Annotated in this window: 14 protein-coding genes and 3 pseudogenes; 11 read left to right on the top strand and 6 right to left on the bottom strand. The window is 58.9% G+C overall.

Annotated elements, in window-relative coordinates; genetic code table 11:
- Positions 1 to 141 precede the first annotated feature (141 nt).
- The 3 genes from asmA to udk form a co-directional block, all read right to left on the bottom strand.
- Entirely contained in the window at positions 142 to 1,938 is a 1,797-nt protein-coding gene (asmA, locus tag HA48_RS18480; protein ID WP_128602629.1) for an outer membrane assembly protein AsmA, read from the bottom strand.
- A 72-nt stretch (positions 1,939 to 2,010) separates the two neighbouring features.
- Complete coding sequence (gene dcd / locus HA48_RS18475) at positions 2,011 to 2,592, bottom strand: dCTP deaminase (protein WP_128602628.1); 582 nt, start codon at positions 2,590 to 2,592, stop codon at positions 2,011 to 2,013.
- A 76-nt stretch (positions 2,593 to 2,668) separates the two neighbouring features.
- Positions 2,669 to 3,307 (bottom strand): uridine kinase, encoded by a 639-nt coding sequence (gene udk, locus HA48_RS18470; protein WP_128602627.1) that lies wholly within the window; start codon positions 3,305 to 3,307, stop codon positions 2,669 to 2,671.
- A gap of 233 nt (positions 3,308 to 3,540) precedes the next feature.
- On the opposite strand from udk, the gene HA48_RS18465 reads away from it, so the two are divergent.
- The 3 genes from HA48_RS18465 (at position 3,541) to yegD (ending at position 8,309) form a co-directional block, all read left to right on the top strand.
- On the top strand, positions 3,541 to 4,152 hold the full coding sequence (locus tag HA48_RS18465) for a phosphatase PAP2 family protein (RefSeq protein WP_128602626.1): 612 nt from the start codon (positions 3,541 to 3,543) through the stop codon (positions 4,150 to 4,152).
- Positions 4,153 to 4,313: 161 nt separating this feature from the next.
- Positions 4,314 to 6,878, top strand: coding sequence for a diguanylate cyclase (locus HA48_RS18460; RefSeq protein WP_128602625.1), 2,565 nt, complete (start codon positions 4,314 to 4,316; stop codon positions 6,876 to 6,878).
- Positions 6,879 to 6,953: 75 nt separating this feature from the next.
- A complete protein-coding gene (gene yegD, locus HA48_RS18455) occupies positions 6,954 to 8,309 on the top strand; it encodes a molecular chaperone (protein ID WP_128602624.1) in 1,356 nt (451 codons plus the stop codon).
- A 91-nt stretch (positions 8,310 to 8,400) separates the two neighbouring features.
- Here the strand turns inward: yegD and HA48_RS18450 are convergent.
- Both HA48_RS18450 and HA48_RS18445 read right to left on the bottom strand, forming a co-directional pair.
- Positions 8,401 to 9,734, bottom strand: a pseudogene (locus HA48_RS18450) (carbohydrate porin).
- Positions 9,735 to 10,011: 277 nt separating this feature from the next.
- Entirely contained in the window at positions 10,012 to 10,980 is a 969-nt protein-coding gene (locus tag HA48_RS18445; protein ID WP_128602623.1) for an aldo/keto reductase, read from the bottom strand.
- A gap of 239 nt (positions 10,981 to 11,219) precedes the next feature.
- Here HA48_RS18445 and HA48_RS18440 point away from each other — a divergent pair, with 239 nt between their 5' ends.
- The 8 genes and pseudogenes from HA48_RS18440 (at position 11,220) to yegS (ending at position 24,836) form a co-directional block, all read left to right on the top strand.
- Positions 11,220 to 12,449 (top strand): MdtA/MuxA family multidrug efflux RND transporter periplasmic adaptor subunit, encoded by a 1,230-nt coding sequence (locus HA48_RS18440; RefSeq protein ID WP_128602622.1) that lies wholly within the window; start codon positions 11,220 to 11,222, stop codon positions 12,447 to 12,449.
- A pseudogene (locus HA48_RS18435) lies at positions 12,449 to 15,570 on the top strand (MdtB/MuxB family multidrug efflux RND transporter permease subunit). Before HA48_RS18440 ends, HA48_RS18435 begins: the two are co-directional and overlap by 1 nt.
- On the top strand, positions 15,567 to 18,638 hold the full coding sequence (gene mdtC, locus HA48_RS18430; RefSeq protein ID WP_128602621.1) for a multidrug efflux RND transporter permease subunit MdtC: 3,072 nt from the start codon (positions 15,567 to 15,569) through the stop codon (positions 18,636 to 18,638). The pseudogene HA48_RS18435 and the gene mdtC overlap by 4 nt, the downstream one beginning before the upstream one ends.
- Positions 18,639 to 18,691: 53 nt before the next feature.
- Positions 18,692 to 20,097 (top strand): annotated as a pseudogene (gene mdtD, locus HA48_RS18425) (multidrug transporter subunit MdtD).
- Positions 20,094 to 21,479 carry an envelope stress sensor histidine kinase BaeS gene (gene baeS, locus HA48_RS18420; protein ID WP_128602620.1) on the top strand — a complete coding sequence of 462 codons (1,386 nt, stop codon included), beginning with the start codon at positions 20,094 to 20,096 and terminating at the stop codon, positions 21,477 to 21,479. The pseudogene mdtD and the gene baeS overlap by 4 nt, the downstream one beginning before the upstream one ends.
- 9 nt (positions 21,480 to 21,488) lie before the next feature.
- Positions 21,489 to 22,196, top strand: a complete 708-nt coding sequence (gene baeR, locus HA48_RS18415) for an envelope stress response regulator BaeR (protein ID WP_128602619.1) — start codon at positions 21,489 to 21,491, stop codon at positions 22,194 to 22,196.
- Between the two features lie 140 nt (positions 22,197 to 22,336).
- On the top strand, positions 22,337 to 23,704 hold the full coding sequence (gene trhP / locus HA48_RS18410) for a prephenate-dependent tRNA uridine(34) hydroxylase TrhP (RefSeq protein WP_128602618.1): 1,368 nt from the start codon (positions 22,337 to 22,339) through the stop codon (positions 23,702 to 23,704).
- Positions 23,705 to 23,936: 232 nt separating this feature from the next.
- Entirely contained in the window at positions 23,937 to 24,836 is a 900-nt protein-coding gene (yegS, locus tag HA48_RS18405; protein WP_128602617.1) for a lipid kinase YegS, read from the top strand.
- A gap of 83 nt (positions 24,837 to 24,919) precedes the next feature.
- Here yegS and HA48_RS18400 read toward each other — a convergent pair whose 3' ends face one another.
- Positions 24,920 to 26,041 (bottom strand): Gfo/Idh/MocA family protein, encoded by a 1,122-nt coding sequence (locus tag HA48_RS18400; protein ID WP_128602616.1) that lies wholly within the window; start codon positions 26,039 to 26,041, stop codon positions 24,920 to 24,922.
- Positions 26,042 to 26,333: the final 292 nt, after the last annotated feature.

Raw genomic sequence — 26,333 nt, 5'->3', positions numbered from 1 at the left:
TCACGCTCCCTTCTTCCCTTGTGCATCGGCGTGGCTGATTCTGAATATCCAGCGCTTTTGACTTTCGGAGTGGCGACCCAAAGGGCCGCCAAGTGCCACGGCACAACATAGAAGGTAAGCCACAACAACCAGCCACTGCTGCTACTGTTTCGCCGGCTGCTGGCGATCCAGCCACTGATTCAGCCGCGATTTGGCTTCACTCTGCAACTGCTGACGCACCACATCATCAATCGGCAGTGAGTACTGCAGGTTACTCCAGCCGCCATACATGCGCAGTGGAATGGTCTGCTCATTCAGCACGCGCGCCAACCGATCATCACCCTGCCAGCCGCGCAGCAACATATTAATGGTGACATCCATCTGCTGTTTCACCACATCAATATGGCCTTGGGTCTGCACCGCCAGACGGCTGCTGCCGCCCTGCAGATCCGGGAGCGAAAGCACGCCCTGCTTCAGGCTGATACGGCCGCTCAGCTGCTGGATACCCTGATCGTCCGCCTGCTCATTAGTAACGCCATTACTGACACGCGCAACGGCACGGCGCACCATCTGCTGCAAGTTGAGCTGCGCCAGTTGCAAATTGGTGGCTTCCAGTTCGGCGTTACCCTGCCAGTTCTGCTTCGCTTCTGCCACGCTCAGCCCGGCGCCCTTCACGTCACCTTTCAACGAAAGCGTGCCCTGTAGCGACTCCGGTAGCTCCAGCGCTTTCAGTACCGGGGCAATGGCGATGTTCTCAAGCTCCGGCTGGAACGCAACCTGCGTGACCGGATGGCGAATATCCACCGCGCCCGGAATCGAGAAGTGGCCGCCACCCAGTTTGCCTTGCAGCTTGTTCAGCGTCATCAATCCCTGCTGATTGCTGGCATCTATTTGTACATTACTTAAGGCGAGACCGCGCCATACGGCGGCATCGGCATTCAGGCTCAACTGCAGATCCAGCGCGTTAAGCGGCGAATCGGCATTACTACGCATACGGGGTTCAGCAATCACCGGCGTACGCATCACATTCGCCTGCTGTGCCGGGGCGTTATCACCCAGCGGCGCGCTGGCCATCAGGTTATCAATATTCAGTGAAGTAGCATGCAGCGCCAGATTCAGCTGCTGTGGCGCGGCCAGCCGACCTTGCGCGCTGCCCTCCAGCGTGCTGTCATTCGCGGTCAGCTGCAGCTTCGCCAGTGAAAACTGCTGTTTGTCACCGTTCCACTCTGCCTGGCCACTCAGTGTGCCTTTAATGCCCTGCGGCGGCAGGTTAGCGCCATCCAGCGTGTAGTTCAGTTCGTCCAGCTGGCCCAGCAGCCGGTGCGGATACTGCGCAACGTTCATCTGGCCTTTCAGATTAACGCTGGCGTTGCGCTGATTGCGTGAAAGACGGGTTGAGAGTTCGACGCTGGCTTGTTTGCTGGCATCCTGGTTGAGGCTGAGATTGAGATCGCGAAAATTGAACTCGTCGCCACCCGGCTGCTGCCAAATGAGCAGGCTATCGGCGATGCGCAATTTATTGATATTGAAGGTCCAGCCATTGTTGACGGCTGTGGTCGGTTCGCTATCGCCCGGCCCGACCGGCGCGCCCTGTGGCTTCCGGGCGGCGCTATCCGGCGTGGCGCGGATAATGGCATTTTTCAGCATCACCTGGCTGACGCTAAGCTGATGCGACAACAGCGGCAACAGATTCACATCCAGACGCATATTGTCGGCTGTCACCATCGGCTGGCTGGCGCCGGGCGCCGTCAGGCTCATCCGCCCGGCAAGAATGCTGAGCTGTGGCCAGACATGCCAGCGCAGATCGCCACTCACTTCAAGCTGATAACCACTGCGCTGTTTTACCTGCTGTACCATATAGGTACGAAAGTCGTTGGGATTGACCAGCAATACCAGTGCCGTCATGCCCGCTACGACCACCACTAACAGGATGGCCAGCGTGGTTATCACTCTTCTCATTGCATCCTCATCACCGTCCGGATTCAGGCTGCTGCCAGGTTAGCAGCACCCCGAATGATTCTGGAGAAAACATTAATCTTTGTCGATACGACTGGCGTCAGCGCCCTGCTGACCCCGATACTTCGCGTCTTCACGTCGGTTGTATGGTCGCGCCGCCGGGCCCGACAGAGGCTCAAAGCTCAGCGCCCCAATCAGCATACCCGGACGCAGCGCCAGCGGCAGTTTGCCCGAATTATAGAACTCCAGCACGATACGCCCCTGCCAGCCGGGATCGATACGGTGCGCCGTAACGTGCACCATCAATCCCAGACGCGCCAGCGAAGAGCGGCCATCCAGCCAGCCCACCAGATCGTCAGGCAGGGTAACCGACTCCAGCGTCACCGCCAGCGCCAGCTCGCCCGGATGCAGGAAAAAGGCCTCGCCCTCTGGCAGCACAATCTCGTCGCTCATGACGCGATCCAGCGCTGCGCTCACTTCGTGCTTTGGACCACTTAAATCGATAAAAGGTGCGGTGTGGCCACTAAAAGTACGGAACTGATTGCCGAGGCGCACATCCACCGTAGCACCATTGATTCGCTCTACCGGCGGACGCGGTTCAATCGCCAGCTTGCCGCTGTCCAGCCAGATTTCAATATCGCGATCGCATAATCTCATCGCTGGGTCTCCCTAATGTTAAGTGTAGCGAAAGGCTGCCAAGTGACGGCAGCCTCTCCGTGCGTACGCCGGCGTATCAGAGATACTGGTTAATTTTGGCCTTCAGAATGTCGATGGCGATGCGGTTTTTTCCGCCGCGCGGCACGATGATGTCGGCATACTGTTTGGAAGGCTCGATAAACTGCAGGAACATTGGACGCACCGTCTTTTGATACTGGCTCATCACAGAATCCATGGAGCGGCCGCGCTCGTTCACGTCGCGCTTCATACGGCGCATCAGGCAGATATCCAGCGGGGTATCGACAAAAATCGAGAAGTTAAGCTCCTGACGCAGGCGCGCATCGGTCAGCAGCAAAATGCCCTCCAGGATGATCACTTTCTTCGGCTTGAGGTGAATAGAGTCTTCAGTACGGGTGTGTTCGACATAGCTATAGACCGGCAGATCGATATCCTGTCCCGCCTTCAGCGCACGCAGATGCTGCAGCAGCAGGTCGTGGTCCATCGCGCTCGGGTGGTCGTAGTTGGTTTTTACCCGCTCTTCCATGGTCAGGTGGCTTTGATCTTTATAGTAGGCATCTTCGGGGATTACACCGATATGCTCGTCACCAACCTGATCACGAATTTCACGATAGAGCGTGCTGGCAATAAGACTTTTTCCGGATGCGGAAGCACCTGCAATGCCAACGATCACGCACTGATGAGACTTGTCAGTCATACTTTTTTTAAAACCTGATAACGGAAGCCAATTGAAGCCGAAGCTGCGAAGGGCCAAATGAGAGGGTTGGTTGGCGGCAATTATAGGTATTTCACCGGTTTGATGCCAGAGAAATGCGGCCTGCCGCCTTTTCAGACTATCCCGTTTTGCAGTAAGAGGGGGAATCGATACACTGTGCCCCTGCCCGCGCTGCGTTCTGCGCGGGGTATTTGATAGCCGCTGCAAGGAAAAGTATGAGCTGGAGAACCCTGACCTATTTTGGCGACAGTATGTTGCTGATCCCCACTGCGGTGATCATCGCGCTGGTGCTGCCGTGGAAAAGCGACAACCGCCGTACCGTATGGTACTGGCTGCTGGCGTTTGGTCTCGCTGGCTTGATTGTCAGCATTTCAAAAATCATGTTCCTCGGCTTCGGCATTGGCAGCGCCCGCTTTAATTTCACTGGCTTCAGCGGCCACAGCGCCATGTCGGCCACGCTGTGGCCCGTAATGATGTGGCTGATCTCCGGCCGCTGGTCGCGCGGCTGGCGTGTATTCACCGTGGGCATCGGCTACGTTATTCCGCTGATGGTGGGTTTCTCACGGCTGGTGATTCATGCGCACTCGGCAAGCGAAGTGCTGGCCGGCTTGCTGCTGGGCTTTACCCTGAGCAGCGCTTTCCTGCTTAGCCAGCGCGGTACCGCCCTGAAAGGGTTCAGTGTGGCACAAGTTGCCATCGCCCTGCTGGTGCCAGTGCTGCTGATGAGCCACGGTCGCGTTGCCACCACGCAGCAGTTCCTCGAACGCTTCTCTGCCGATCTCGCCGGGCTGGAAAAACCGTTCACCCGCGCCGACCTGTTTCGCTAAGTTCTATGGGCCCTTATGTGACAGAGGGCCAATCTATTCATGGAATAAAAGCTAAACGCGATTTCCGCGCAGACATCTATTACAGATGTGCTAGCATGCCAGACAGAGATTGACTGGCGCATTTTTCGTCGTGTAACGGATGCGCGCTGCTGGATTCGTGCATGACCCTTGAGATTTTGACCTCACAGGCTACACCGCAAAGAACATGGCGTAATGCCCTGCTTCTTGGCGGGCTGGCCTTTCTGCTGACGCTGTTCTGCCTGGAACTGATTGTGGTCAGCGGCCGCATCTCCCCGCTCTGGTACTCGACCGCACTGATGACGGTGGTGGTCTTTCGTGCGCGCGCCAGCCAGGTGCCGCTGTTGCTGGCCTGCTGCGTGCTGGGCACGACGCTGGCCAATCTGCTGGTGATTGGCCCGGCGTTAAGCAATGTTAAATTTGCCCTGCTGAATATGGTGCAGGCGGTGATGGCCGGGCTGATGCTGCGTGCCATGCTGGATCGTAAAGCTCCGCTCAATTCGCTGGCGGATTGGGCGCGCTTTGCTGTCTGTGCCGGCCTGATAGCCCCGCTGGCGGGCGGCCTGGTGGCGCTGTGGATGCTGCACGTCGGCGGTCACGCCTCGCTGCCCTTCTTCTTCACCTGGGTGATCTCTGAGGTTATCGGTGTGCTGGCCTTCGCGCCGGTACTGCTGCTGTGGCCCACGAAACCGCTCCGCCAGCTGATTACCCCCGGCCGCCAGCTGGAGACGCTGCTGACGCTGATTTTCACGCTGCTCGCCAGCTATTTAGCGCTGCGTTTTATGCCGTGGCCTTTCACCTTTATCGTGGTGATCCTGTTCTGGTGCGCGGTGCGCCTGCCCAAGTTTGAAGCCTTTTTACTGTTCTTCCTTAACGCCAGCTTTATGTCGGTGCTGCTGGCGCTGAACTGGGTACAGCTGGCGCGCAACGACATGCTGCTGGGCCAGATTAGCAGCTGGCTGCCCTTCCTGCTGGTGCTGCTACCGAGCCACGTCATGTCGCTGGTGATGGATGCTTTCCAGCGCGAAAAGCACCACATCAGCGAGAGTGAAACCCGCTTCCGTAACGCCATGGAGTACTCGGCGATCGGCATGGCGCTGGTGGCACCCAATGGGGGCTGGCAGCAGGTTAATCAGTCGCTGTGCCACACGCTGGGTTTCCCCGCCGATGAGCTTAAAAAACTGACCTTTCAGCAGATCACCCATCCGGACGATCTTAACAGCGATCTCCAGCAGCTGGAGCGCCTGGTTGCGGGTGAAATCATGACCTACACCATTGAGAAGCGCTATTTCCGCAAGGATGGTGAGATTGTCTGGACGCGGCTGACCGTCTCGATGGTGCGCGATGCCGAACGGCTACCGCTCTATTTTATTGCGCAGATTGTGGATATCTCTGAACTCAAACAGAGTGAGCAGGTCAATCGACGCCTGATGGAGCGCATCACGCTGGCGAATGAAGCCGGCGGTATCGGCGTCTGGGAGTGGAATCTGCTCACCGGCGAAATGCTGTGGGACAAGCGCATGTATGAACTGTTCGCGCTCGAACCCCATCAGGTGCCCACCTATGATGTGTGGCTGCATCTGGTTGATCCGCCCGAGCGTGAAGCCGCCGCGCTGATTATTCAGCAGGCGATCGAGCGCCGTAGCGCTTTCCACCTGGAGTACCGCATCAATCTGCCCCACGGCACCCGTTACGTGCGCTCGGAGGCCAACCGGATTCTGAGCCAGGATGGTCAGATTGAGCGCATGCTGGGGATCTGTCAGGACATCACGCCGCTGCGCGCGCTGAACGAAGCGCTGTTTCAGGAGAAAGAGCGCATGGCGATTACCCTTGATTCCATCGGCGAAGCGGTGATCAGCACCGATGATGAGATGCGCGTGACCTTTATGAATCCGGTGGCAGAGACCCTGAGCGGCTGGTCACAGGAGAACGCGGCCGGCGTCGCGCTTAGCGAACTGCTGAACATCACCCGTGGGGCGAACGGCCCGCGGGTTGAGAACCTGCTGCTGTGCCATCTGCCGGGGGAAAAAACCACGCCAGACCTGGAGGAGGAGCTGGTGCTGCATACGCCAGAGGGCACGCTGGTGGAGATCCACTACAGCATTACCCCGCTCAAAACCCTGACCGGTGCCAGCATTGGTGCGGTAATGGTCATTCAGGATGTGAGTGAATCGCGCAAAATGATGAAGCGCCTGAGCTATAGCGCGTCACACGATATGCTGACGCGCCTGCCGAATCGCCACAGTTTTGAGCAACATCTGAAGCGGCTGGTCAACGATGCCGCTCTCAATCATAGCCGGCACGTGCTGGTGTTTATCGACCTGGATAAATTCAAAGCGGTCAACGACACCGCCGGCCATGCGGCGGGCGATGCGCTGCTGCGTGAACTGGCCGAATTAATGCAGCACCACCTGCGCGGCAGCGATCTGCTGGCACGGCTGGGCGGGGACGAATTTGGCCTGCTGCTGCCGAACTGCGAAGTTGATCAGGGGCGCGAGGCGGTACAGCGCATTGTGACAGCGGTCAATGAGTACGCCTTTATCTGGCAGGAGCAGCCCTATCAGGTGGGCGCCAGCGCCGGGATTACGCAAATTGATGCACAAAACTGCATCAGCAATGTAGTGATGTCGCAGGCCGATGTCGCCTGCTATAGCGCCAAGCACGCCGGCCGCGGCCAGTATCACGTCTACCAGGAAGTGCAGCGGTAATCTGCACGCTTGCCCATTGCCAGCCCGCGCCGGCTGCGCTAAAGTCGCCCCCTTTTTTCTGGCATGGGGGATAACATGTTTATCGGATTCGACTACGGCACGGCCAACTGTTCTATTGCGGTGATCGACAACGGCACACCGCGTATGCTGACGCTGGAGAATGGTCAGCGTCTGCTCCCCTCCATGATCTGTGCGCCGACGCGTGAAGCCGTCAGCGAATGGCTGCACCGCCACCATCAGGTACCGGTGGCAGACAGCGAAGGCACCGCGCTGCTGCAGCGTGCGCTGCGTTTTAACCGCGAAGAGGATATTGACGTCACGCCAGGCAGCGTGCAGTTCGGCCTGACCGCACTGCAGCAATATATGGTTGATCCGGAAGATGTCTGGTTCGTGAAATCACCCAAATCTTTTCTTGGCGCCAGCGGCCTGAAGCCGCAGCAAATCGCTTTCTTTGAAGATCTGGTGTGCGCCATGATGCTGCACATCCGTCAGCAGGGTGAAAGCCAGCTTGATCGGCCGATTGAGCAAGCGGTCATTGGCCGTCCCATCAACTTCCAGGGGCTGGGCGGCGAAGAGGCCAACCACCAGGCGCAGGGTATCCTGTTGCGCGCGGCGCAGCGTGCCGGCTTTCGCGATGTGGAGTTCCAGTTTGAGCCGGTTGCCGCCGGGCTGGATTTTGAAGCTACGCTGGAGAGAGAGACGCGCGTGCTGGTGGTGGACATCGGCGGCGGCACCACCGACTGCTCGATGCTGCTGATGGGCCCGGAGTGGCGCACCAAAGCCGATCGTCGTGACAGTCTGCTTGGACACAGCGGCTGCCGCGTGGGCGGTAACGATCTGGATATCATGCTGGCCTTCAAGACCCTGATGCCCTTGCTTGGCCTCGGCGGAAACACGCAAAAAGGCACGGCGCTGCCGGCCCTGCCGTGGTGGAACGCGGTTGCCATTAATGACGTGCCGGCGCAAAGCGAGTTCTACTCGCCGGCTTGCGGCAAACTGCTGCGGGATCTGGTGCGCGATGCAGAGCACGGCGACAAAGTGGCGCACTTGCTGAAGGTCTGGCAGCAGAAGCTGAGCTACCGTCTGGTACGCGCCGCCGAAGAGAGCAAGATTGCGCTGTCGGAGAGCGCCGAAACGGACGCCTCGCTGGCATTTATCGCCCGGTCGCTGCAGACGGAGATCAGCGACGCTACGCTGGAAGAGGCCATCAACCAGCCGCTGGAGCGGATGCTGGAGCAGGTACATCTGGCGCTGGCGAGCGGTGAAACCAAACCGGACGTGATCTACCTGACCGGCGGCAGCGCGCGTTCACCGGTGCTGCGCGCGGCGCTACAGCAGGCGTTGCCGGACACGCCGATTGCCAGCGGTGATGATTTTGGTTCCGTGACGGCCGGGCTGGCGCGCTGGGCGGACGTGATGTTTGGTCGCTAACGCCAGGTGACAGAAACGCCTGCGATTTCAGGCTGAGATCGCAAAAAAATGGCGGCCTGCGGGCCGCCATCATTTTTACCTTTCGCGCCAATCAGAAGTTGATGTTTGCGCTGATACCGCCCACAAAGGCGTCTTTCACTTCGCTTACCGCACCCGGTGCCACAACATATTGCAGGTTCGGACGCAGCTGCAGCCATTTGGTCAGCTGCGCATTGTAGTAGATCTCATAGTTGTACTCTGAGCCATCCTGAATCGGCAGGTAGGTCGGGCTGCTGAAGTCCGTTTCGCCATTCGCCGCATTCTGCTCACGCTGCGAGCGGGTATAGGCGCTGTTGACGTGGATACGGGCGGCACCGACGCCAATCTCATCCTGCGGACGCGCATCAAACGGCCCTTTCCAGGTAAAACTGATCGACTGGTAGTTATCAGTTTTTGAGGTTTTGTGATCGTTCATCACCGCCTGTACCGTTACGCCGAGGCCACGGCTGGCATCGCCGCCCTGCGCGGTCAGCTGCTGCTGTAACAGCACATAGCCGCCGTAGGCGTGGTCCTTGCTCTGATACGCCCCGTCACGCCAGCTGCCGTAGTTATCGCCGTTCGCTGAGGAGTAGTAATACCCGATGCGGTAGTTACCCGGCAGGTTTTCCGGCCCAAAGGTCGGTTTCCAGCCCAGTTCCACCGGCACCAGATTGCCTTCAGAGTTGCTGGTATCCAGACGGAAGCCGTCGCCGCGATCGTAGTTAGCCCGGTTCTGGTTGTAGAAGCCCACCTGGAAGAACACTTCCGGGGTGAAGTTAACTTTAATCCGGCCGCCCCACTGGGAAACCGGCCAGTTGAACCAGCGATCGCCGCGCCAGTTACCCGCCTGGCCGCTACCGAAAGCCAGGTTCTGGAATTTGCTGTCAAAGTTATCGAAATCCTCACCCACGGTCAGGCGACCGGCCTCAGATTCACGGTGTTATCAAACAGCCCTTTGCTCAGCCAGAACTGCGTCAGGCGCCAGGTCTGGCCGCGCCCGTAAACCTCCTGCACCGAAGAGAGCATGCCGGTGCGGCGGTCAGCAACCTGGTCAGAAATATTGCGGCCATTACGGTCCGTAATGGTCATCTGGAACTGCGCATCCTGCCAGTCGAGCAGTTTTTGCAGGTCAAGGTTCAGACCAAATGCCCACTGATCGCTGTAGCGCATTGAGGTGTTGGTGTCCGCGCCGCCGCCGAGGTTAGAGGCGCTCTCCATGGTGTAGTTGACGTCAAACTTCACGCCTTCGCTCTCCAGCTGCGATCGGGTACCGCCCCAGTCGCCAAACATATAGGGAGAGTCATAGCTGAACGCATCGGCTGCCACCGCCGACGCACTCAACATAGCAAACATCAGGGTGCCCGCTGCCAGGCGAGGCATATGCTGCACTGCTTTTTTTCTGTTCATGATCGTTATTCTTTTGTGAGTTACCGGAAAGGACGAACAGAGAATAGTGCTGCGCTTATGTCAGTTTTTGCAAATCTGTGCGCAGATAACGTAAAGGTGACAGTTACTTAACGCAATTGTGACAGCGATCGATGAATGAATATATTTCTGCATGAATGGCATTTTTTGTGAGGCGAAAGAATAAAAAAGCTCAACTCTTCTGTCGGTCCTGCGGCCAAAACCCCATTCCCGTCATACTTCCGGAGTGGCGACCCACAGGGCCGCCAGGTACACAGGTTTACGCCTCAGGCTGACTGGCGCGCGCCAGCTCCTCAATCTCCTGCTTACTCAGCTGCAGCTCCGTGGCTTTCACCAGCTCATCCAACTGCTGCAGCGAGGTGGCGCTGACAATCGGGGCGGTGATGCTCGGGCGGGCAATTTGCCACGCCAGCGCCACCTGCGTGGCCGAAGCGTCATGCGAGGCGGCGATATCCTCTAACGCTTCAATAATGTGCAGGCCACGCGCGTTAAGGTACTTCTCAACAATGCCCTGGCCGCGCTGACTCTTGCTGGCGTCTTGCGGTTTTTTGTATTTGCCGCTGAGGAAGCCGCTGGCAAGTGAATAGTAGTTGATGACCCCCAGACCATTTTGCAGCGCAACCTGCTCCAGCCCGCTTTCGTACTCTGCACGATCGTAAAGATTGTACTCCGGCTGCAGGGTTTCATACCGCGCAATGCCCGCCTGCTTACTGATATCCAGCGCCTCCTGCAGACGCTGCGCGCGGTAGTTCGATGCGCCGATTGCCCGCACTTTGCCCTCTTTAACCAGGGCGTCAAAGGCATGCAGCGTATCTGCCAGCGGCGTATCTTCATCATCACGATGCGCCTGATAGAGATCAATCACGTCAGTTTGCAGGCGGCGCAGCGAATCCTCGACCGCCTGACGAATATAGGCCGGACGAAGACCGGTTTTCTCTGGCGACAGCTCCATCCCGACTTTGGTCGCCAGCACAATTTTGTCGCGCTTGCCGCTCTGTTTCAGCCATTTACCGATGATGGTTTCTGATTCCCCGCCGGCATTGCCTGGCGCCCAGCGCGAATAGACATCCGCCGTATCGATAAAGAATAAACCCTTCTCCACCAGCGCATCGAGCAGTGAGAACGAGGTTTTCTCATCGACCGTCCAGCCGAAAACATTGCCGCCAAATGTCAGAAGCGGAACCGCGATACCACTGCTACCAAGCTGGCGGGTTTTATGTTGACGCATTAGATTCTCCTTGTGTAAACGAGACTGGCCTGTCTTTCAGCTTAGCAAAGGAAAAAAACACGCTTATGCGTATCCCTGCCAAAATATTTACTGAATATGAATACTTAGCGTAGCCGGGGCGATATCCTTATTTCCTTCAATTTTCGCCCGACGCGGGCGACTACAATCATTTCGTTTGCGAAACGGACACTTGGTTTTCGCACCTGGGAAATCGAAACTGCTGGAGAGCACACAGAGCAATGAATCGTCGATTAAAAATAAGTCTGACTGTTATCGTGGTGCTGACCGTCATTGCAGGCGGCTATTACCTTTGGCAGCATCCTGCCCAGCCTGATCAGTCCATGCAGGCTGAAGGTCAGCCGCGTCACGCGCGTGGCAAGGGCGCAGCGGCCGGACAACGGCCATCCGCACCGGTGCAGGCTGCCACCGCCGCTACCGAAAGCGTCCCCTATTATCTGAGCGGCCTTGGCACCGTGACTGCCGCCAACACGGTTAACGTGCGCAGCCGCGTGGATGGAGAGTTAATGGCGCTGCACTTCACGGAGGGCCAGCAGGTTGCCGCCGGGGCATTGCTGGCGGAGATCGATCCGCGCCCCTGGCAGGTTGCACTGACCCAGGCCCAAGGCCAGCTGGCAAAAGATCAGGCAACGCTGGCCAATGCGCGCCGCGATCTCAGCCGTTTTGAAAAACTGGCAAAAACCTCGCTGGTCTCACAGCAGGAGCTGGATACCCAGCGCTCGCTGGTCAGCGAATCCCTCGGCACGATTAAAGCCGATGAGGGCAGCGTGGCCAGTGCGCAGCTCAATCTCACCTACAGCCGCATCACGGCTCCGATTGCCGGCCGCGTGGGGCTTAAGCAGGTCGATGTCGGTAACTACATCTCGGCTGGCGACACCACGGGTTTAGTGGTGATCACCCAAACGCACCCGATCGACGTGGTGTTCAGCGTGGCGGAAAATAACGTCAGCGCCATCCTGAAGGCGCAGAAAAGCGGCCAGCCGCTGCTGGTGGAAGCCTGGGATCGCAGCAATAAAACGCTGCTGACGCACGGCGCGCTGCTGAGCATTGATAACCAGATCGATGTCACGACCGGTACCATCAAGCTCAAAGCTCGCTTCAGCAACGAAGATGACGCGCTGTTCCCTAACCAGTTTGTTAATGCACGACTGAAAGTCGATACGCTGCAGGATGCGGTGGTTATCCCGACGGCGGCGCTGCAGATGAGCAACGACGGCCATTTCGTCTGGGTGATCAATAGCGACAATAAGGTGAGCAAAAAACGTGTAACGGCCGGTCTGCAGGATAGCCAGAAAGTGGTGATCAGCGCCGGACTGGCAGCCGGCGATCGGGTGGTAACCGACGGGGTGGATCGCCTGACGGAAGGGGCCGCCGTTGAGGTGGTTGCGCCACAGAGTACGGCCACGCAGAGTACCCGCGCGGCGCAACCGGCTCGTGGAGAACGTCAATAATGCAGGTGATGCCTCCTGACCACAGCGGTGGTCCGTCGCGCCTGTTTATTCTGCGCCCGGTCGCAACCACGCTGCTGATGATTGCCATTCTGCTGGCCGGCGTGCTTGGCTACCGCTTTCTGCCGGTTTCCGCCCTGCCGGAGGTGGACTATCCCACCATTCAGGTGGTGACGCTCTATCCGGGCGCCAGCCCTGACGTCATGACCTCTTCCGTCACCGCGCCTCTTGAGCGCCAGTTTGGTCAGATGTCCGGACTAAAGCAGATGGCGTCCCAAAGCTCCGGCGGCGCCTCGGTGATCACCCTGCAATTTCAGCTGTCGCTGGCGCTGGACGTCGCCGAACAGGAGGTGCAGGCCGCGATTAACTCTGCCACCAACCTGCTGCCGAATGATCTGCCGAATCCGCCGGTGTACAGCAAGGTCAATCCCGCCGATCCGCCCATCATGACGCTGGCCGTGACCACTACCAGCATGCCGCTCACGCAGGTGCAGGATATGGTTGAAACGCGCGTGGCGCAGAAGATATCGCAGGTCTCCGGCGTGGGGCTGGTGACGCTTGCCGGCGGGCAACGTCCGGCGGTGCGGGTAAAAATGAATACGCAGGCGCTCGCCGCGCTGGGCCTGACCAGCGAGACGGTGCGTACCGCTATCAGCAACGCTAACGTCAACTCGGCCAAAGGCAGCCTTGACGGTCCGGCACGCTCCATTACCCTCTCAGCTAACGATCAGATGACCTCCGCAGAGGATTACCGCAAGCTGATCATCAGCTATAACAACGGTGCGCCGGTGCGGCTGGGCGATGTGGCCACCATTGAACAGGGTGCAGAGAACAGCTGGCTGGGTGCCTGGGCGAACCGGCAGCAGGCGATTGTGCTGAACGTGCAGCGTCAGCCTGGTGCCAATATCATTGCAACCGCCGACAGTATCCGCGCCCTGCTGCCCTCGCTGACGGCCACGCTGCCGAAATCGGTGGATGTTAAACTGCTCACCGATCGCACCACCAATATCCGCGCCTCCGTTACCGATACTCAGCACGAGCTGATGCTGGCGATGGGCCTGGTGGTAATGATCATCTATCTGTTCCTGCGCAACGTTCCCGCCACGATTATTCCGGCGGTGGCGGTGCCGCTGTCGCTGGTGGGCACGTTCGCCGCGATGTACTTCCTCGGCTTCTCAATCAATAACCTGACGCTGATGGCGTTGACCATCGCTACCGGGTTTGTGGTGGATGACGCCATAGTGGTGATTGAGAACATCTCGCGCTACATCGAAAAGGGGGAGAAACCGCTGACCGCGGCGCTGAAAGGCGCTGGCGAGATTGGCTTCACCATTATCTCCCTGACCTTCTCGCTGATCGCCGTGCTGATCCCCCTGCTGTTTATGGGCGATGTCATCGGCCGCCTGTTCCGTGAATTTGCCGTGACGCTGGCCGTGGCGATACTTATCTCAGCGGTGGTTTCACTGACGCTGACGCCGATGATGTGCGCGCGCATGCTGAGTGCCGAATCTCTGCGCAAACAGAACCGTTTTTCACGCGCCAGCGAAGCGATGTTTACGCGCATCATTGCCGGTTATGGCCGGGTGCTGACGCGCGTGCTGCTGCATCCGTGGCTCACGCTCTCCGTGGCGCTGGGTACGCTGCTGCTGACGGTGCTGTTGTGGATCGCTATCCCCAAAGGCTTCTTCCCGCAGCAGGATAACGGCATCATTCAGGGCACGCTCCAGGCGCCGCAGTCGGTCTCCTATGCCAGCATGGCGCAGCGCACGCGCGATGTGGCGTCAATCGTGATGAAGGATCCCGCGGTGCAGAGCCTGACCTCTTTTGTTGGCGTGGATGGCACTAACGCCGCGCTCAACAGTGCACGCTTGCAGATCAACCTCAAACCGCTCAGCGAACGTGACGACCGTATCCCGGTGGTGCAGCGCCGCCTGCAGCAGGCGATCGATAACGTGCCTGGCATCTCGCTATGGCTGCAGCCGGTGCAGGATCTCACCATTGAAACCCAGTCAAGCCGGACGCCGTATCAGTTTACGCTGCAGTCCGGTTCACTGGAGTCGCTGGGCAACTGGGTCCCTGCACTGCTGGCACAGCTTAATACGCTGCCACAGCTGCGCAACGTCAGCAGCGACTGGCAGGATCAGGGGCTGGAAGCCTTTATCCGCGTCGATCGCGACAGCGCCAGCCGGCTGGGGATCAGCATGGCGGACGTCGATAATGCGCTCTATAACGCGTTTGGTCAGCGCCTGATCTCCACCATTTATACCCAGGCGAACCAGTATCGCGTGGTGCTGGAGCAGGAGAGTGAGCAGACGCCCGGCCTTGCCAGCCTGAATGGCATCCGGCTGACCAGCAGCGAAGGCGGCAGCGTGCCGCTCAGCGCCATTGCGCAGGTTGAGGAGCGCCATGCCGCACTGAGCATTAATCATCTCGATCAGTTCCCGTCGGCTACCTTCTCGTTTGACGTGGCCGATGGCTACTCCCTGGAGGAGGCGGTAAACGCCATCGCCCAGGCGGAAGATCAGGTGGGTATGCCGGCAGAGATGATGACGCAGTTCCAGGGCAGTACGCTGGCGTTTGAGGCGGCGCTGAGCAGCACCGTCTGGCTGATCGTGGCGGCAGTCGTCGCGATGTACATCGTGCTGGGCGTGCTGTATGAGAGCTTTATCCACCCGATCACCATTCTCTCCACGCTGCCACGGCAGGCGTGGGGGCGCTACTGGCGCTGATGCTGAGCGGTAACGAGCTGGATATCATCGCCATTATCGGCATCATCCTGCTGATCGGAATCGTGAAGAAGAACGCCATCATGATGATTGACTTTGCGCTGGCCGCCGAGCGCGAACAGGGCATGGCACCGCGTGAGGCGATCTACCAGGCTTGTCTGCTGCGCTTCCGTCCGATTCTGATGACCACGCTGGCGGCGCTGCTTGGCGCCCTGCCGCTGATGCTCAGCACCGGCGTGGGTGCGGAGTTGCGCCGCCCGCTTGGCATTGCCATGGTAGGCGGCCTGATCCTCAGCCAAATCCTCACGCTGTTTACCACGCCGGTGATCTATCTGCTGTTTGATCGTCTGGCGCACGCCACGCGCCGTCGCCTGAAGCGTCCGGAGGCGCAGCCGTGAAGTTTTTCGCCCTGTTTATTCATCGTCCGGTAGCCACCACGCTGCTGACGCTGGCGATTGCGCTGGCCGGCCTGCTCGGCTTTCGCCTGCTGCCGGTGGCTCCGCTGCCGCAGCTGGATTTCCCGGTGATTCTGGTCTCCGCCTCGCTGCCCGGCGCCTCGCCGGAGACCATGGCCGCCTCGGTAGCCACACCGCTGGAGCGCTCGCTCGGGCGCATTGCCGGCGTCAGTGAAATGACCTCCACCAGCTCGCTTGGCAGTACGCGCATTATTCTGGTGTTCGATTTTGACCGCGACATCAACGGTGCGGCACGCGATGTGCAGGCAGCGATCAATGCGGCACAGAGCCTGCTACCGAGCGGCATGCCTAACCGCCCCTCTTACCGTAAAGCTAACCCGTCCGATGCGCCGATCATGATCCTCACCCTGACGTCGGACATGTATAACCCCGGCCAGCTGTATGATTACGCCTCCACCCAGCTGGCGCAGAAGCTGTCGCAGATTGATGGCGTGGGTGATGTCACGGTCGGCGGTAGCTCATTACCGGCGGTGCGCGTCGATCTCAACCCGCAGGCGCTGTTCAATCAGGGCGTGTCGCTGGATGCAGTGCGCACCGCCATCAGCAACGCCAACCAGCGGCGACCGCAGGGTGCGATTGATGACATAAAACAGCGCTGGCAGGTCCGCACCAACGATGAGCTGCAAACCGCCGCCGACTATCAGCCGCTGGTAGTGCACTACAACAACGGTGCAGCGGTGCGGCTCAGCGATGTGGCTAACGTGCAGGATTCGGTGCAGGACGTGCGCAACGCCGGGATGACCAACGGCAAGCCGGCGGTGCTGCTGGTGGTGCGTAAATCCCCGGAAGCCAACATCATTGATACCGTAGACCGCATCCGTGCGGAGCTGCCGCAGCTGCATGAGGTGATTCCGGCCGCCATCGATCTGCAAATTGCCCAGGATCGCTCACCCACTATCCGCGCCTCACTGCATGAGGTTGAGCAGTCGCTGGTGATCGCCGTGGGGCTGGTGATTCTGGTGGTGTTTATGTTCCTGCGTGATGGCCGCGCGACGCTGATCCCCGCCGCCGCCGTGCCGGTCTCACTGATTGGTACCTTCGCCGCCATGTACCTGTGCGGCTTTAGCCTGAATAACCTCTCGCTGATGGCGCTCACCATCGCTACCGGGTTTGTGGTGGATGACGCGATTGTGGTGCTGGAGAACATTGCGCGCCACGTTGAAGAGGGGATGAAGCCGTTGCAGGCGGCGCTGACCGGCGTGCGCGAAGTCGGTTTTACCGTGCTATCCATGAGCCTGTCGCTGATTGCCGTGTTCCTGCCGTTGCTGATGATTGGCGGCATCATTGGCCGCTTCTTCTCAGAGTTTGCGATCACGCTTTCGGTGGCGATCCTGATTTCGCTGCTTATCTCCATTACCCTGACGCCAATGATGTGCGCATACCTGCTGAAGCCGCAGACTGCGCAACGTCCGCCGCGCCCGCGCGGGTTCGCGCGTCTGCTGCCCGGGGTACAAAACGGCTACGCGCGTTCGCTTGGCTGGGTACTGAATCACGCTATTTGGGTACTGATGCTGCTGCTTGCCACTGTCGGATTGACCATATGGCTGTTCATCTCCATCCCGAAAACCTTCCTGCCCGAACAGGATACGGGGCGCCTGAGCGGGTTTATCTCCGCCGATCAGAGCATCTCATTTCAGGCAATGCGCGGTAAGCTGCAGGATTTTATGAACATTATTAAAGCCGATCCGGCAGTGGATAATGTCACCGGCTTTACCGGCGGCTCGCGCACCAACAGCGGCATGATGTTTGTGTCGCTCAAGCCGCTCGCGGCGCGTAGCGAAAGCGCGCAGGCGGTGATCGCCCGCCTGCGCACCAAGCTGGCGAAAGAGCCAGGAGCAAATCTTTATCTCAATGCCGTGCAGGATATTCGCGTGGGCGGTCGGGAATCTAACGCCAGCTATCAGTACAGCCTGCTGTCCGATAATCTGGCTGATTTACGCGAGTGGGAGCCGAAAATCCGTCAGGCGTTTGCCGCACTGCCGCAGCTGGCAGACGTGAACTCCGATCAGCAGGATAACGGCAGTGAAATGGCGCTGACCTACGATCGTGCCAGCATGGCGCGGCTGGGGATTGATGTCTCAGCGGCTAACGCGCTGCTGAACAATGCCTTTGGTCAGCGCCAGATCTCTACCATCTATCAGCCGCTTAACCAGTACAAAGTGGTGATGGAAGTGGATCCGCGCTACACCCAGGATATCAGCGCGCTCGATCAAATGTTCGTTATCAACAGTGATGGCAAGGCGATTCCGCTTAGCTGGTTTGCCAAATGGCAACCGGCCAACGCGCCGCTGTCGGTGAACCACCAGGGGCTATCGGCGGCGTCGACGATCTCGTTTAACCTGCCAGAGGGCGTTTCCCTGTCGCAGGCTTCGGAGGCGATTGATCGCACCATCACCGCGATTGGCGTGCCGTCCAGCGTGCGCGGCAGCTTTGCCGGCACGGCGCAGGTGTTCCAGGATTCGCAATCCAACCAGCTCTGGCTGATGCTGGCGGCCATCGCAGCGGTCTATATCGTGCTGGGCATTCTGTATGAGAGCTATGTGCATCCGCTGACTATTCTCTCTACCCTGCCCTCAGCGGGCGTCGGCGCACTGCTGGCGCTCAGGCTGTTCGATACGCCGTTTAGCCTGATTGCGCTGATCGGTATTTTGCTGCTGATCGGCATTGTGAAGAAGAACGCCATTATGATGGTGGATTTCGCGCTGGAGGCAGAGCGCAAGGGCAACCTTTCACCGCGTGAAGCGATCTTTCAGGCGTGTCAGCTGCGTTTCCGGCCGATTCTGATGACCACGCTGGCGGCGCTGTTTGGCGCGCTGCCGCTGGTGCTGACCAGCGGCGACGGCGCAGAGTTGCGCCAGCCGCTTGGTATTACCATTGCCGGTGGTCTGGTGATGAGCCAACTGCTGACGCTGTACACTACGCCGGTGGTGTATCTGATGATGGATAAGCTGCGCCGCCGCAAGAGGAAACGCGTTTTCGTCACGGGTTAATTTTCGGATCGGGTGCGCATTCATGCGCACCCGAGTGTGGCTGAGGAGAGGGTATGGAAAAACAGACCGCGACCGTACGCTGGCAGCTATGGATTGTTGCCTTTGGCTTCTTTATGCAAACGCTGGACACCACCATCGTCAATACTGCGATTCCGTCGATGGCGCACGATCTCAACGTCAGCCCGCTGCATATGCACTCGGTGATTGTCTCCTACGTACTTACCGTTGCCGTTACGCTGCCGCTCAGCGGCTGGCTGGCGGATCGCTTCGGTGTCCGTAATATCTTCTTCAGCGCGATTGTCCTGTTCAGCCTCGGCTCCCTGCTGTGCGCCTTATCAGGCTCGCTCGACCAGCTGGTGATGGCGCGCGTGGTGCAGGGCATTGGCGGCGCATGATGGTGCCGGTCGGGCGGCTGACGGTGATGAAAATTGTCCCGCGCGAACAGTACATGTCGGCCATGACCTTTGTTACCCTGCCCGGCCAGATCGGCCCGCTGCTGGGACCGGCGCTGGGCGGCGTGCTGGTTGAGTACGCCAGCTGGCACTGGATCTTCCTGATCAACATCCCGGTAGGCATCATCGGCGCCATTGCCACCATAATGCTGATGCCCAACTACACCATGAAAACGCGGCGCTTTGATTTTATCGGTTTTGTGCTGCTGGCGGTGGGCATGGCGACGCTGACTCTCGCGCTGGACGGTCAGCGCAGCAGCGGCGGTTCGGCCCTGCTGCTCAGCCTGTTAATTCTGACCGGCGTCTTCTCTCTGCTGTTCTACCTGATGCATGGCCGCAACAATGACAACGCCCTGTTTAGCCTGAAGCTGTTCGATAACCGCCTCTACGCGATTGGCCTGCTGGGCAGCTTCACCGGCCGTATCGGCAGCGGCATGCTGCCCTTTATGACGCCGATTTTTCTGCAGGTCGGTCTCGGCTTTAGCCCGTTCCATGCCGGACTGATGATGATTCCGATGGTGCTGGGCAATATGGGGATCAAACGCGTGGTGGTGCGCATTGTCAATCTGTTTGGCTACCGCAATGCGCTGGTGGGCGGCACGCTGGCCCTGGCGCTGGTGGTGCTGCTGTTTCCGGTGGTGGCGCTGCTGGGCTGGATCTGGCTGCTGCCGCTGGTGCTGCTGTTACAGGGCATGATCAACGCTATCCGTTTCTCCTCCATGAACACGCTGACGCTGAAAGAGCTGCCGGACGATCTCGCCTCCAGCGGCAACAGTTTGCTCTCCATGATCATGCAGCTGTCGATGAGTATCGGCGTAACCGTTGCCGGCCTGCTGCTGGGGGCGTTTGGTCATGGCGCGATCGCCGACAGCAGCGCGATCCATCACACCTTGATGTACACCTGGTTATGCATGGCGCTGGTGATTGCGCTACCGGCGCTGGTGTTCTGGCGCGTCCCACAGGATATGAGTAAAAACGTCGATCTCAGAGGCAGGAGAAAAGGATGAAACAGCCGGTCAAACTCGGCATTGGCGCCAAGCTGTTTATGGCGATTTTTTCAACCTGCATGCTGGTGATCATCACCATGCACTGGGGTGTGCGCCTCAGTTTTGAGCACGGTTTTGTAGATTACATTAAAAAAGGCAATGAACAGCGGCTGACGCTCCTGAGTGATGCGCTGGCCGATCAGTATGAACAGCACGGCAGCTGGGATTTTTTGCGCCAGAACGATCGGCTGATTTTTACTATCCTGCGCTCGCTGGAGCAGAACCCCGGCAGCAGTAACCAGCTGCCACCGCACGGCTGGCGCACCCAGTTCTGGATTATTGACCAGCAGTATAAAGTGCTGTCCGGCCCACGTTCGCCGGTACCGCCCGAGGGTTCACGCCGCAACATCACCACCAGCAACGGCAAAATCGTGGGCTGGGTGATCGCCTCACCCGCTGAACGGCTGACGCGCAGCACCGATATCAATTTTGATCAGCAGCAGCGGCAAACCAGCTGGATGATCGTCGCGCTCACCACCCTGCTGGCTGCCCTGGTCACCTGGCTGCTGGCGCGCGGCTTACTGGCGCCGGTGAAACGGTTGGTGGATGGCACGCACCAGCTGGCGGCCGGGAAGTTTGCCACGCGCGTTGAAGTGGGCAGCAGCGACGAGATTGGCCAGCTGGCGCGCGACTTCAACCTGCTCGCCAGTTCGCTGGAGAAAAATGAGAGCAACCGGCGGGTGTTTATGGCCGATATCTCGCACGAGCTCCGCACGCCGCTGGCGATTCTGCGGGGCGAGCTGGAAGCGATGCAGGATGGTGTGCGCAAGCTGACGCCGGAAGCCATCAGCTCACTGCAGAACGAAGTGACGCTACTGACCAAGCTGGTAGAGGACCTGCATCAGCTTTCGCTCTCCGATGCCGGTGCCCTCGCCTATCGCAAGCAGCCGCTCGACCTGGTCACGCTGCTCGAGGTGGTGGCCGGCAGTTTTGGTGAACGCTATCGCAGCCGCGCGTTAACGCTGACGCTGGCGCTCCCGGCGCAGGCCAGCAGCTTTGGCGATCCCGACCGCCTGATGCAGCTGTTTACCAATTTGCTGGAGAACAGCCTGCGCTATACCGATGCCGGCGGTGAGGTGCGCATCAGCATGCAGCAGCGTGGTGAACAGTGGCAGCTGCACTTCGCGGATAGCGCCCCCGGCGTTGAGGGTGCTCATCAGGCCCAGCTGTTTGAGCGCTTTTTCCGCGCCGAAAGCTCACGTAATCGCGCCAGCGGCGGCTCGGGCCTTGGCCTGGCCATCTGCAAAAATATCGTTGAGGCACACGGCGGCAGCATTTCTGCGGCGCACTCTGATTTAGGTGGTCTGCAAATCACGCTAAACTTGCCGTATGTTCCTCACTAGATACCCCTTATGAGCACGGAAAAGAGCGATCCCCTGATTCTTGTTGTTGAAGATGAACCTAAACTGGCGCAGCTGATGATCGATTATCTGCAGGCGTCCAACTACCGCACTCACCACCTTGCGGATGGCAATGCGGTGCTGGATTACGTGCAGCAGACACCACCGGATCTGATGCTGCTGGATCTGATGCTGCCGGGACGCGACGGCTTAACGCTGTGCCGTGAGATCCGCCGCTTCTCTGAGCTGCCCATCATCATGGTGACGGCGCGCACCGAAGAGATTGATCGCCTGCTGGGTCTGGAGATTGGCGCCGACGACTACATCTGTAAGCCCTTCAGCCCGCGTGAAGTGGTGGCGCGGGTAAAAACTATCCTGCGCCGCGTAAAACGATCGCCGGAAGAGGCGCAGCTGGCTTCTCACCTGTTGATTGACGAAGGACGTTTTCAGGCCAGCTGGCGCGAACAGCCGCTGGAGCTGACGCCTGCCGAGTTCCGTCTGCTGAAAACCCTGGCGCTTGAGCCCGGCAAAGTATTCTCACGCGAGCAGCTGCTCAACCATCTGTACGACGATTATCGCGTCGTAACCGATCGCACCATTGATAGCCACATTAAAAATCTGCGGCGCAAGCTGGAGAACCTGGATGCCGACCAGCCATTTATCCGTGCCGTTTACGGCATGGGGTATCGCTGGGAAGCCGATCTCTGCCATCTGCTGTAACCGTTTAGATTGATGCAGGTCAATTTACTTCGGCTGTTCGCCTGCCTACAATTCCCCACCTTTTGCAGGGCCGCCTGACGCGGCCGCTGCACATGCCCGCGACGGTGGCATGCTGACCTGACATCAGTGAGAAATTCCCCATGTTTAAACCCGAACTGCTTTCACCGGCAGGCACGCTGAAAAATATGCGTTACGCTTTTGCCTATGGTGCCGATGCGGTGTATGCCGGACAGCCGCGCTACAGCCTGCGCGTACGAAATAACGAATTCACCCATGAGAACCTGGCGAAAGGGATTGATGAAGCCCATGCGCTGGGTAAGAAATTTTATGTGGTGGTGAACATTGCGCCACACAACGCCAAACTGAAAACCTTTATCCGCGATTTGACGCCGGTGGTGGCGATGCAGCCGGATGCGCTGATCATGTCCGATCCTGGCCTGATTATGCTGGTACGTGAGGCGTTTCCCCAGATGCCGATTCACCTTTCGGTGCAGGCGAACGCCGTGAACTGGGCCACGGTGAAGTTCTGGCAACAGATGGGGCTGACGCGGGTGATTCTGTCGCGCGAGCTGTCGCTGGATGAGATTGCTGAAATCCGCCAGCTGGTGCCGGAGATGGAGATTGAGATCTTCGTACACGGCGCGCTGTGCATGGCCTACTCCGGCCGCTGCCTGCTCTCCGGCTATCTCAATAAGCGCGACCCGAATCAGGGCACCTGTACCAACGCCTGCCGCTGGGAATACAAAGTGGAAGAGGGTCAGCAGGATGAGGTGGGCAACATTGTGGGTATTCATCAGCCGGTTGAGGTACAGCCACCCACGCTGGGCGTGGGTGCGCCAACTGACCGCGTGTTTATGCTGGAAGAGAAGATGAAGCCGGGCGACGTGATGAGCGCCTTTGAGGACGAACACGGCACTTACATCATGAACTCGAAAGATCTGCGGGCAGTCGCGCACGTTGAACGGCTCAGCCAGATGGGCGTGCACTCCCTCAAGATTGAAGGGCGCACCAAATCGTTCTACTACTGTGCCCGCACCGCACAGGTCTACCGTCGCGCCATTGACGATGCCGCCGCCGGCAAGCCCTTTGATCCGGCGCTGCTGGAGACGCTGGAGGGCCTGGCGCACCGTGGCTACACCGAAGGTTTCCTGCGTCGCCACACCCACGACAGTTACCAGAACTATGAGCAGGGCTTCTCGATCTCCGAACGTCAGCAGTTTGTTGGTGAATTTACCGGCGAGCGTCGTGGAGAGTGGGCGCAGGTAGCGGTAAAGAACAAATTTATGTGCGGCGATACGGTCGAGATCATGACGCCCGAAGGCAACCTGAACTGCCGGCTGGAGGTTATGCAGAACGACAAGGGTGCCGCGGTAGAGGTGGCGCCGGGCGACGGCCACCGCGTGTGGATCCCTGTACCGGAGGCGGTTGATCTGGCCTTCGCTCTGCTGTTGCGTAACTTCACCGAAGGCAATACCACCAGCGATCCGTACGGCAAAAATCGCACATAATGAAAAGAAAACGGCGAAGTTAGAACAGGATCACAGACCGCCGCTTCGCCGGGCTTTAGAATCCCGCCTGCTGCTAACGAGTAACAATAAACGGCAGGTAGTACCAGGAACCACCTCATTCACCCGCCCGGCTCCCCCGTGCGGGTTTTCTTTTTTTCATCGTCCGCCGATAAAGTTCCCGCCGCAGCTATGCTATAACCTCAGCACTGTCTCATTCATCAAGGAACTGATAATGCAAAATAAACCGCTCACCTTGCTGATCCTCAATGGGAAAGGCGCAGGCAATGAAGACTTGCGTGCAGCCGTCAATACGCTGCGCGATGAAGGGTTTAATCTGGCGGTACGCGTCACCTGGGAAAAGGGCGATGGCGATCGCTACGTGCAGGAGGCGGTTGCCCTGCAGGCGGAAACGGTGGTCGCCGGCGGCGGCGATGGCACCATTAATGAAATTGCGACCGCGCTGGCGGCCGTGCCTGCGGAGCAGCGCCCTGCGCTGGGCATGTTACCGCTTGGTACCGCCAATGATTTTGCCACCAGCGTGGGTATCCCGGCGGAGATGGAGCCGGCGCTGCGCCTTGCGGTACTGGGCAAGGCCACGGCGATTGACCTGGCCTGCGTCAATGGCGACCGTTACTTCATCAATATGGCCACCGGCGGTTTCGGCACGCGCATTACCACCGAAACGCCGGAGAAGCTGAAGTCTGCGCTGGGCGGCGTCTCTTACTTTATTCACGGCCTGATGCGCGTTGATGCGCTGAAGCCCGATAGCTGCGAAATCAGCGGACCTGGCTTCCAGTGGCAGGGCGATGCGCTGGTGATTGGCATTGGCAATGGGCGTCAGGCGGGCGGCGGCCAGAAGTTGTGCCCGGAGGCGTTGATCAATGACGGCGAGCTTAATGTCAGCATTGTGACTGCACAGGAGCTGTTACCGACGCTGCTGCACTCGCTGACGCGCGATGATGAGAATCCGAATATTGTGACGGCGCAGCTGTCGTCGCTGACTATCCGTTCACCAAATGAGATGACGTTCAATCTCGACGGTGAACCGCTGACCGGCAGCGAGTTTGTAATTGAGGTGCTGCCGGGTGCGCTAAGCTGTCGCCTGCCGCCGCAGTGTGCGCTGCTGGCGTAACGGCAGACGCGCCCGGTACCAGGCGCGTATCAGGGTGCAAATCCCGGGGTCGCCATGAATGGCGACCTGGTCAATGACCCGTTTCAGACCTTCATCCAGCGGCGCTCTGCCGCGGAAACGGCAACGGCCTCCAGCACCTTCTGCACCTGCAAGCCCTCGGCAAAATCCGGCCACATGCGATCGCCGGCGGCGATGCCATTGATTAGATCGCGGATTTCAACGGTTTTCTGATCGTTAAAGCCGATGCCGTGCCCGGCAGAGACGCAGAAACTGGCGTAATCCGGGTGCGCCGGCCCCGTAAGAATAGTTTTGAACCCCTGGCGGCCGGCCGGTTCATCGTGGATATAGAGTTCCAGCTCGGCCATGCGCTCCTGGGTGTAACGCAGCGTACCTTTGGTGCCGGTCACCACATAGGTCAGCCCCATCTTGCTGCCGCAGGCGATGCGCGAAGTTTCGAATACACCGTGCGCGCCGTTTTTGAAGCGCAGCAGCGCGCTGGCCTGATCTTCATTTTCGACCGGCAACAAGCGGGCGGGATCTTTCGGGTCCGGGCGCTGCTTAATCACCGTCATCATGTCACCGCTCACTTCATCGATATCGCCCACCAGATAGTGCGCCATATTGACGATATGCGCGGCCAGATCCCCTAGCGCACCCAATCCCGCCAGCGCGCGCTGACAGTGCCAGTCGAGCGGCGTCTCCGGACGCGCCAGGTAATCTTCATTGTGCGTGCCATAGAAGTGCACCACCTCGCCAATCTCACCGCGCGCAATGATCTCCCGCGCCAGCTGGCTGGTGGGATTTTTCATGTAGTTGAAGCCCACCAGCGTTTTTACGCCCGCCTGCTGCGCCGCCTGCACCATCTCTTCCGCGTCAGCTACGGAGAGCGACAGCGGCTTCTCAGAGTAAACATGTTTGCCGTGGCGAATTGCCTCCAGCGCCATCTCTTTATGCAGGAAGTTGGGGGCACAGATGTCCACTACATCAATGTTCGGATCGCGCACCAGCTCGCGCCAGTCGCCAGTTGCGCGCGCAAAACCAAAGGTGGCCGCCTGCTTCGCTGCCAGCTCCGAATTCACCTCGGCCAGCATTTCACGCACAATCTCCCCTTTGAGGGCAAAAACGGTAGGCGCCTGCGCATAAGCAATCGCGTGACAACGACCAATATAACCACTGCCAATCATTCCGATTCTGACTTTGTTCATGCTGCACCTGGGGTTCGCGGGGATCGTGAGGCGGAATATATGTTTCGCTTTTCAAGGCGACAACGGTGAAATGAAATATCTGTGATCATGCATGCGAGGTATCTGACGAAAGCGACAAATCAGAATGTAATTTTGCATAGGGTTAGTGACATTCGTCACAAATACAGGCAGTTATGGCATCAGCTTGCGCGTTTGCCGGCAGAATTGCTGCATTATTCAGCAGTCAGATAAATTTATGAAAAAGGGCTTTGACAAGCCGGGGCCACCCCGATAATATGCGCCCCGTTCCAAA

This window comes from Pantoea wallisii, from assembly GCF_002095485.1.
In the GTDB taxonomy this organism is placed as follows: domain Bacteria; phylum Pseudomonadota; class Gammaproteobacteria; order Enterobacterales; family Enterobacteriaceae; genus Pantoea; species Pantoea wallisii.
Note: the sequence above shows the minus strand (reverse complement) of the source record. Positions and strands in the feature narration are given on the sequence as shown.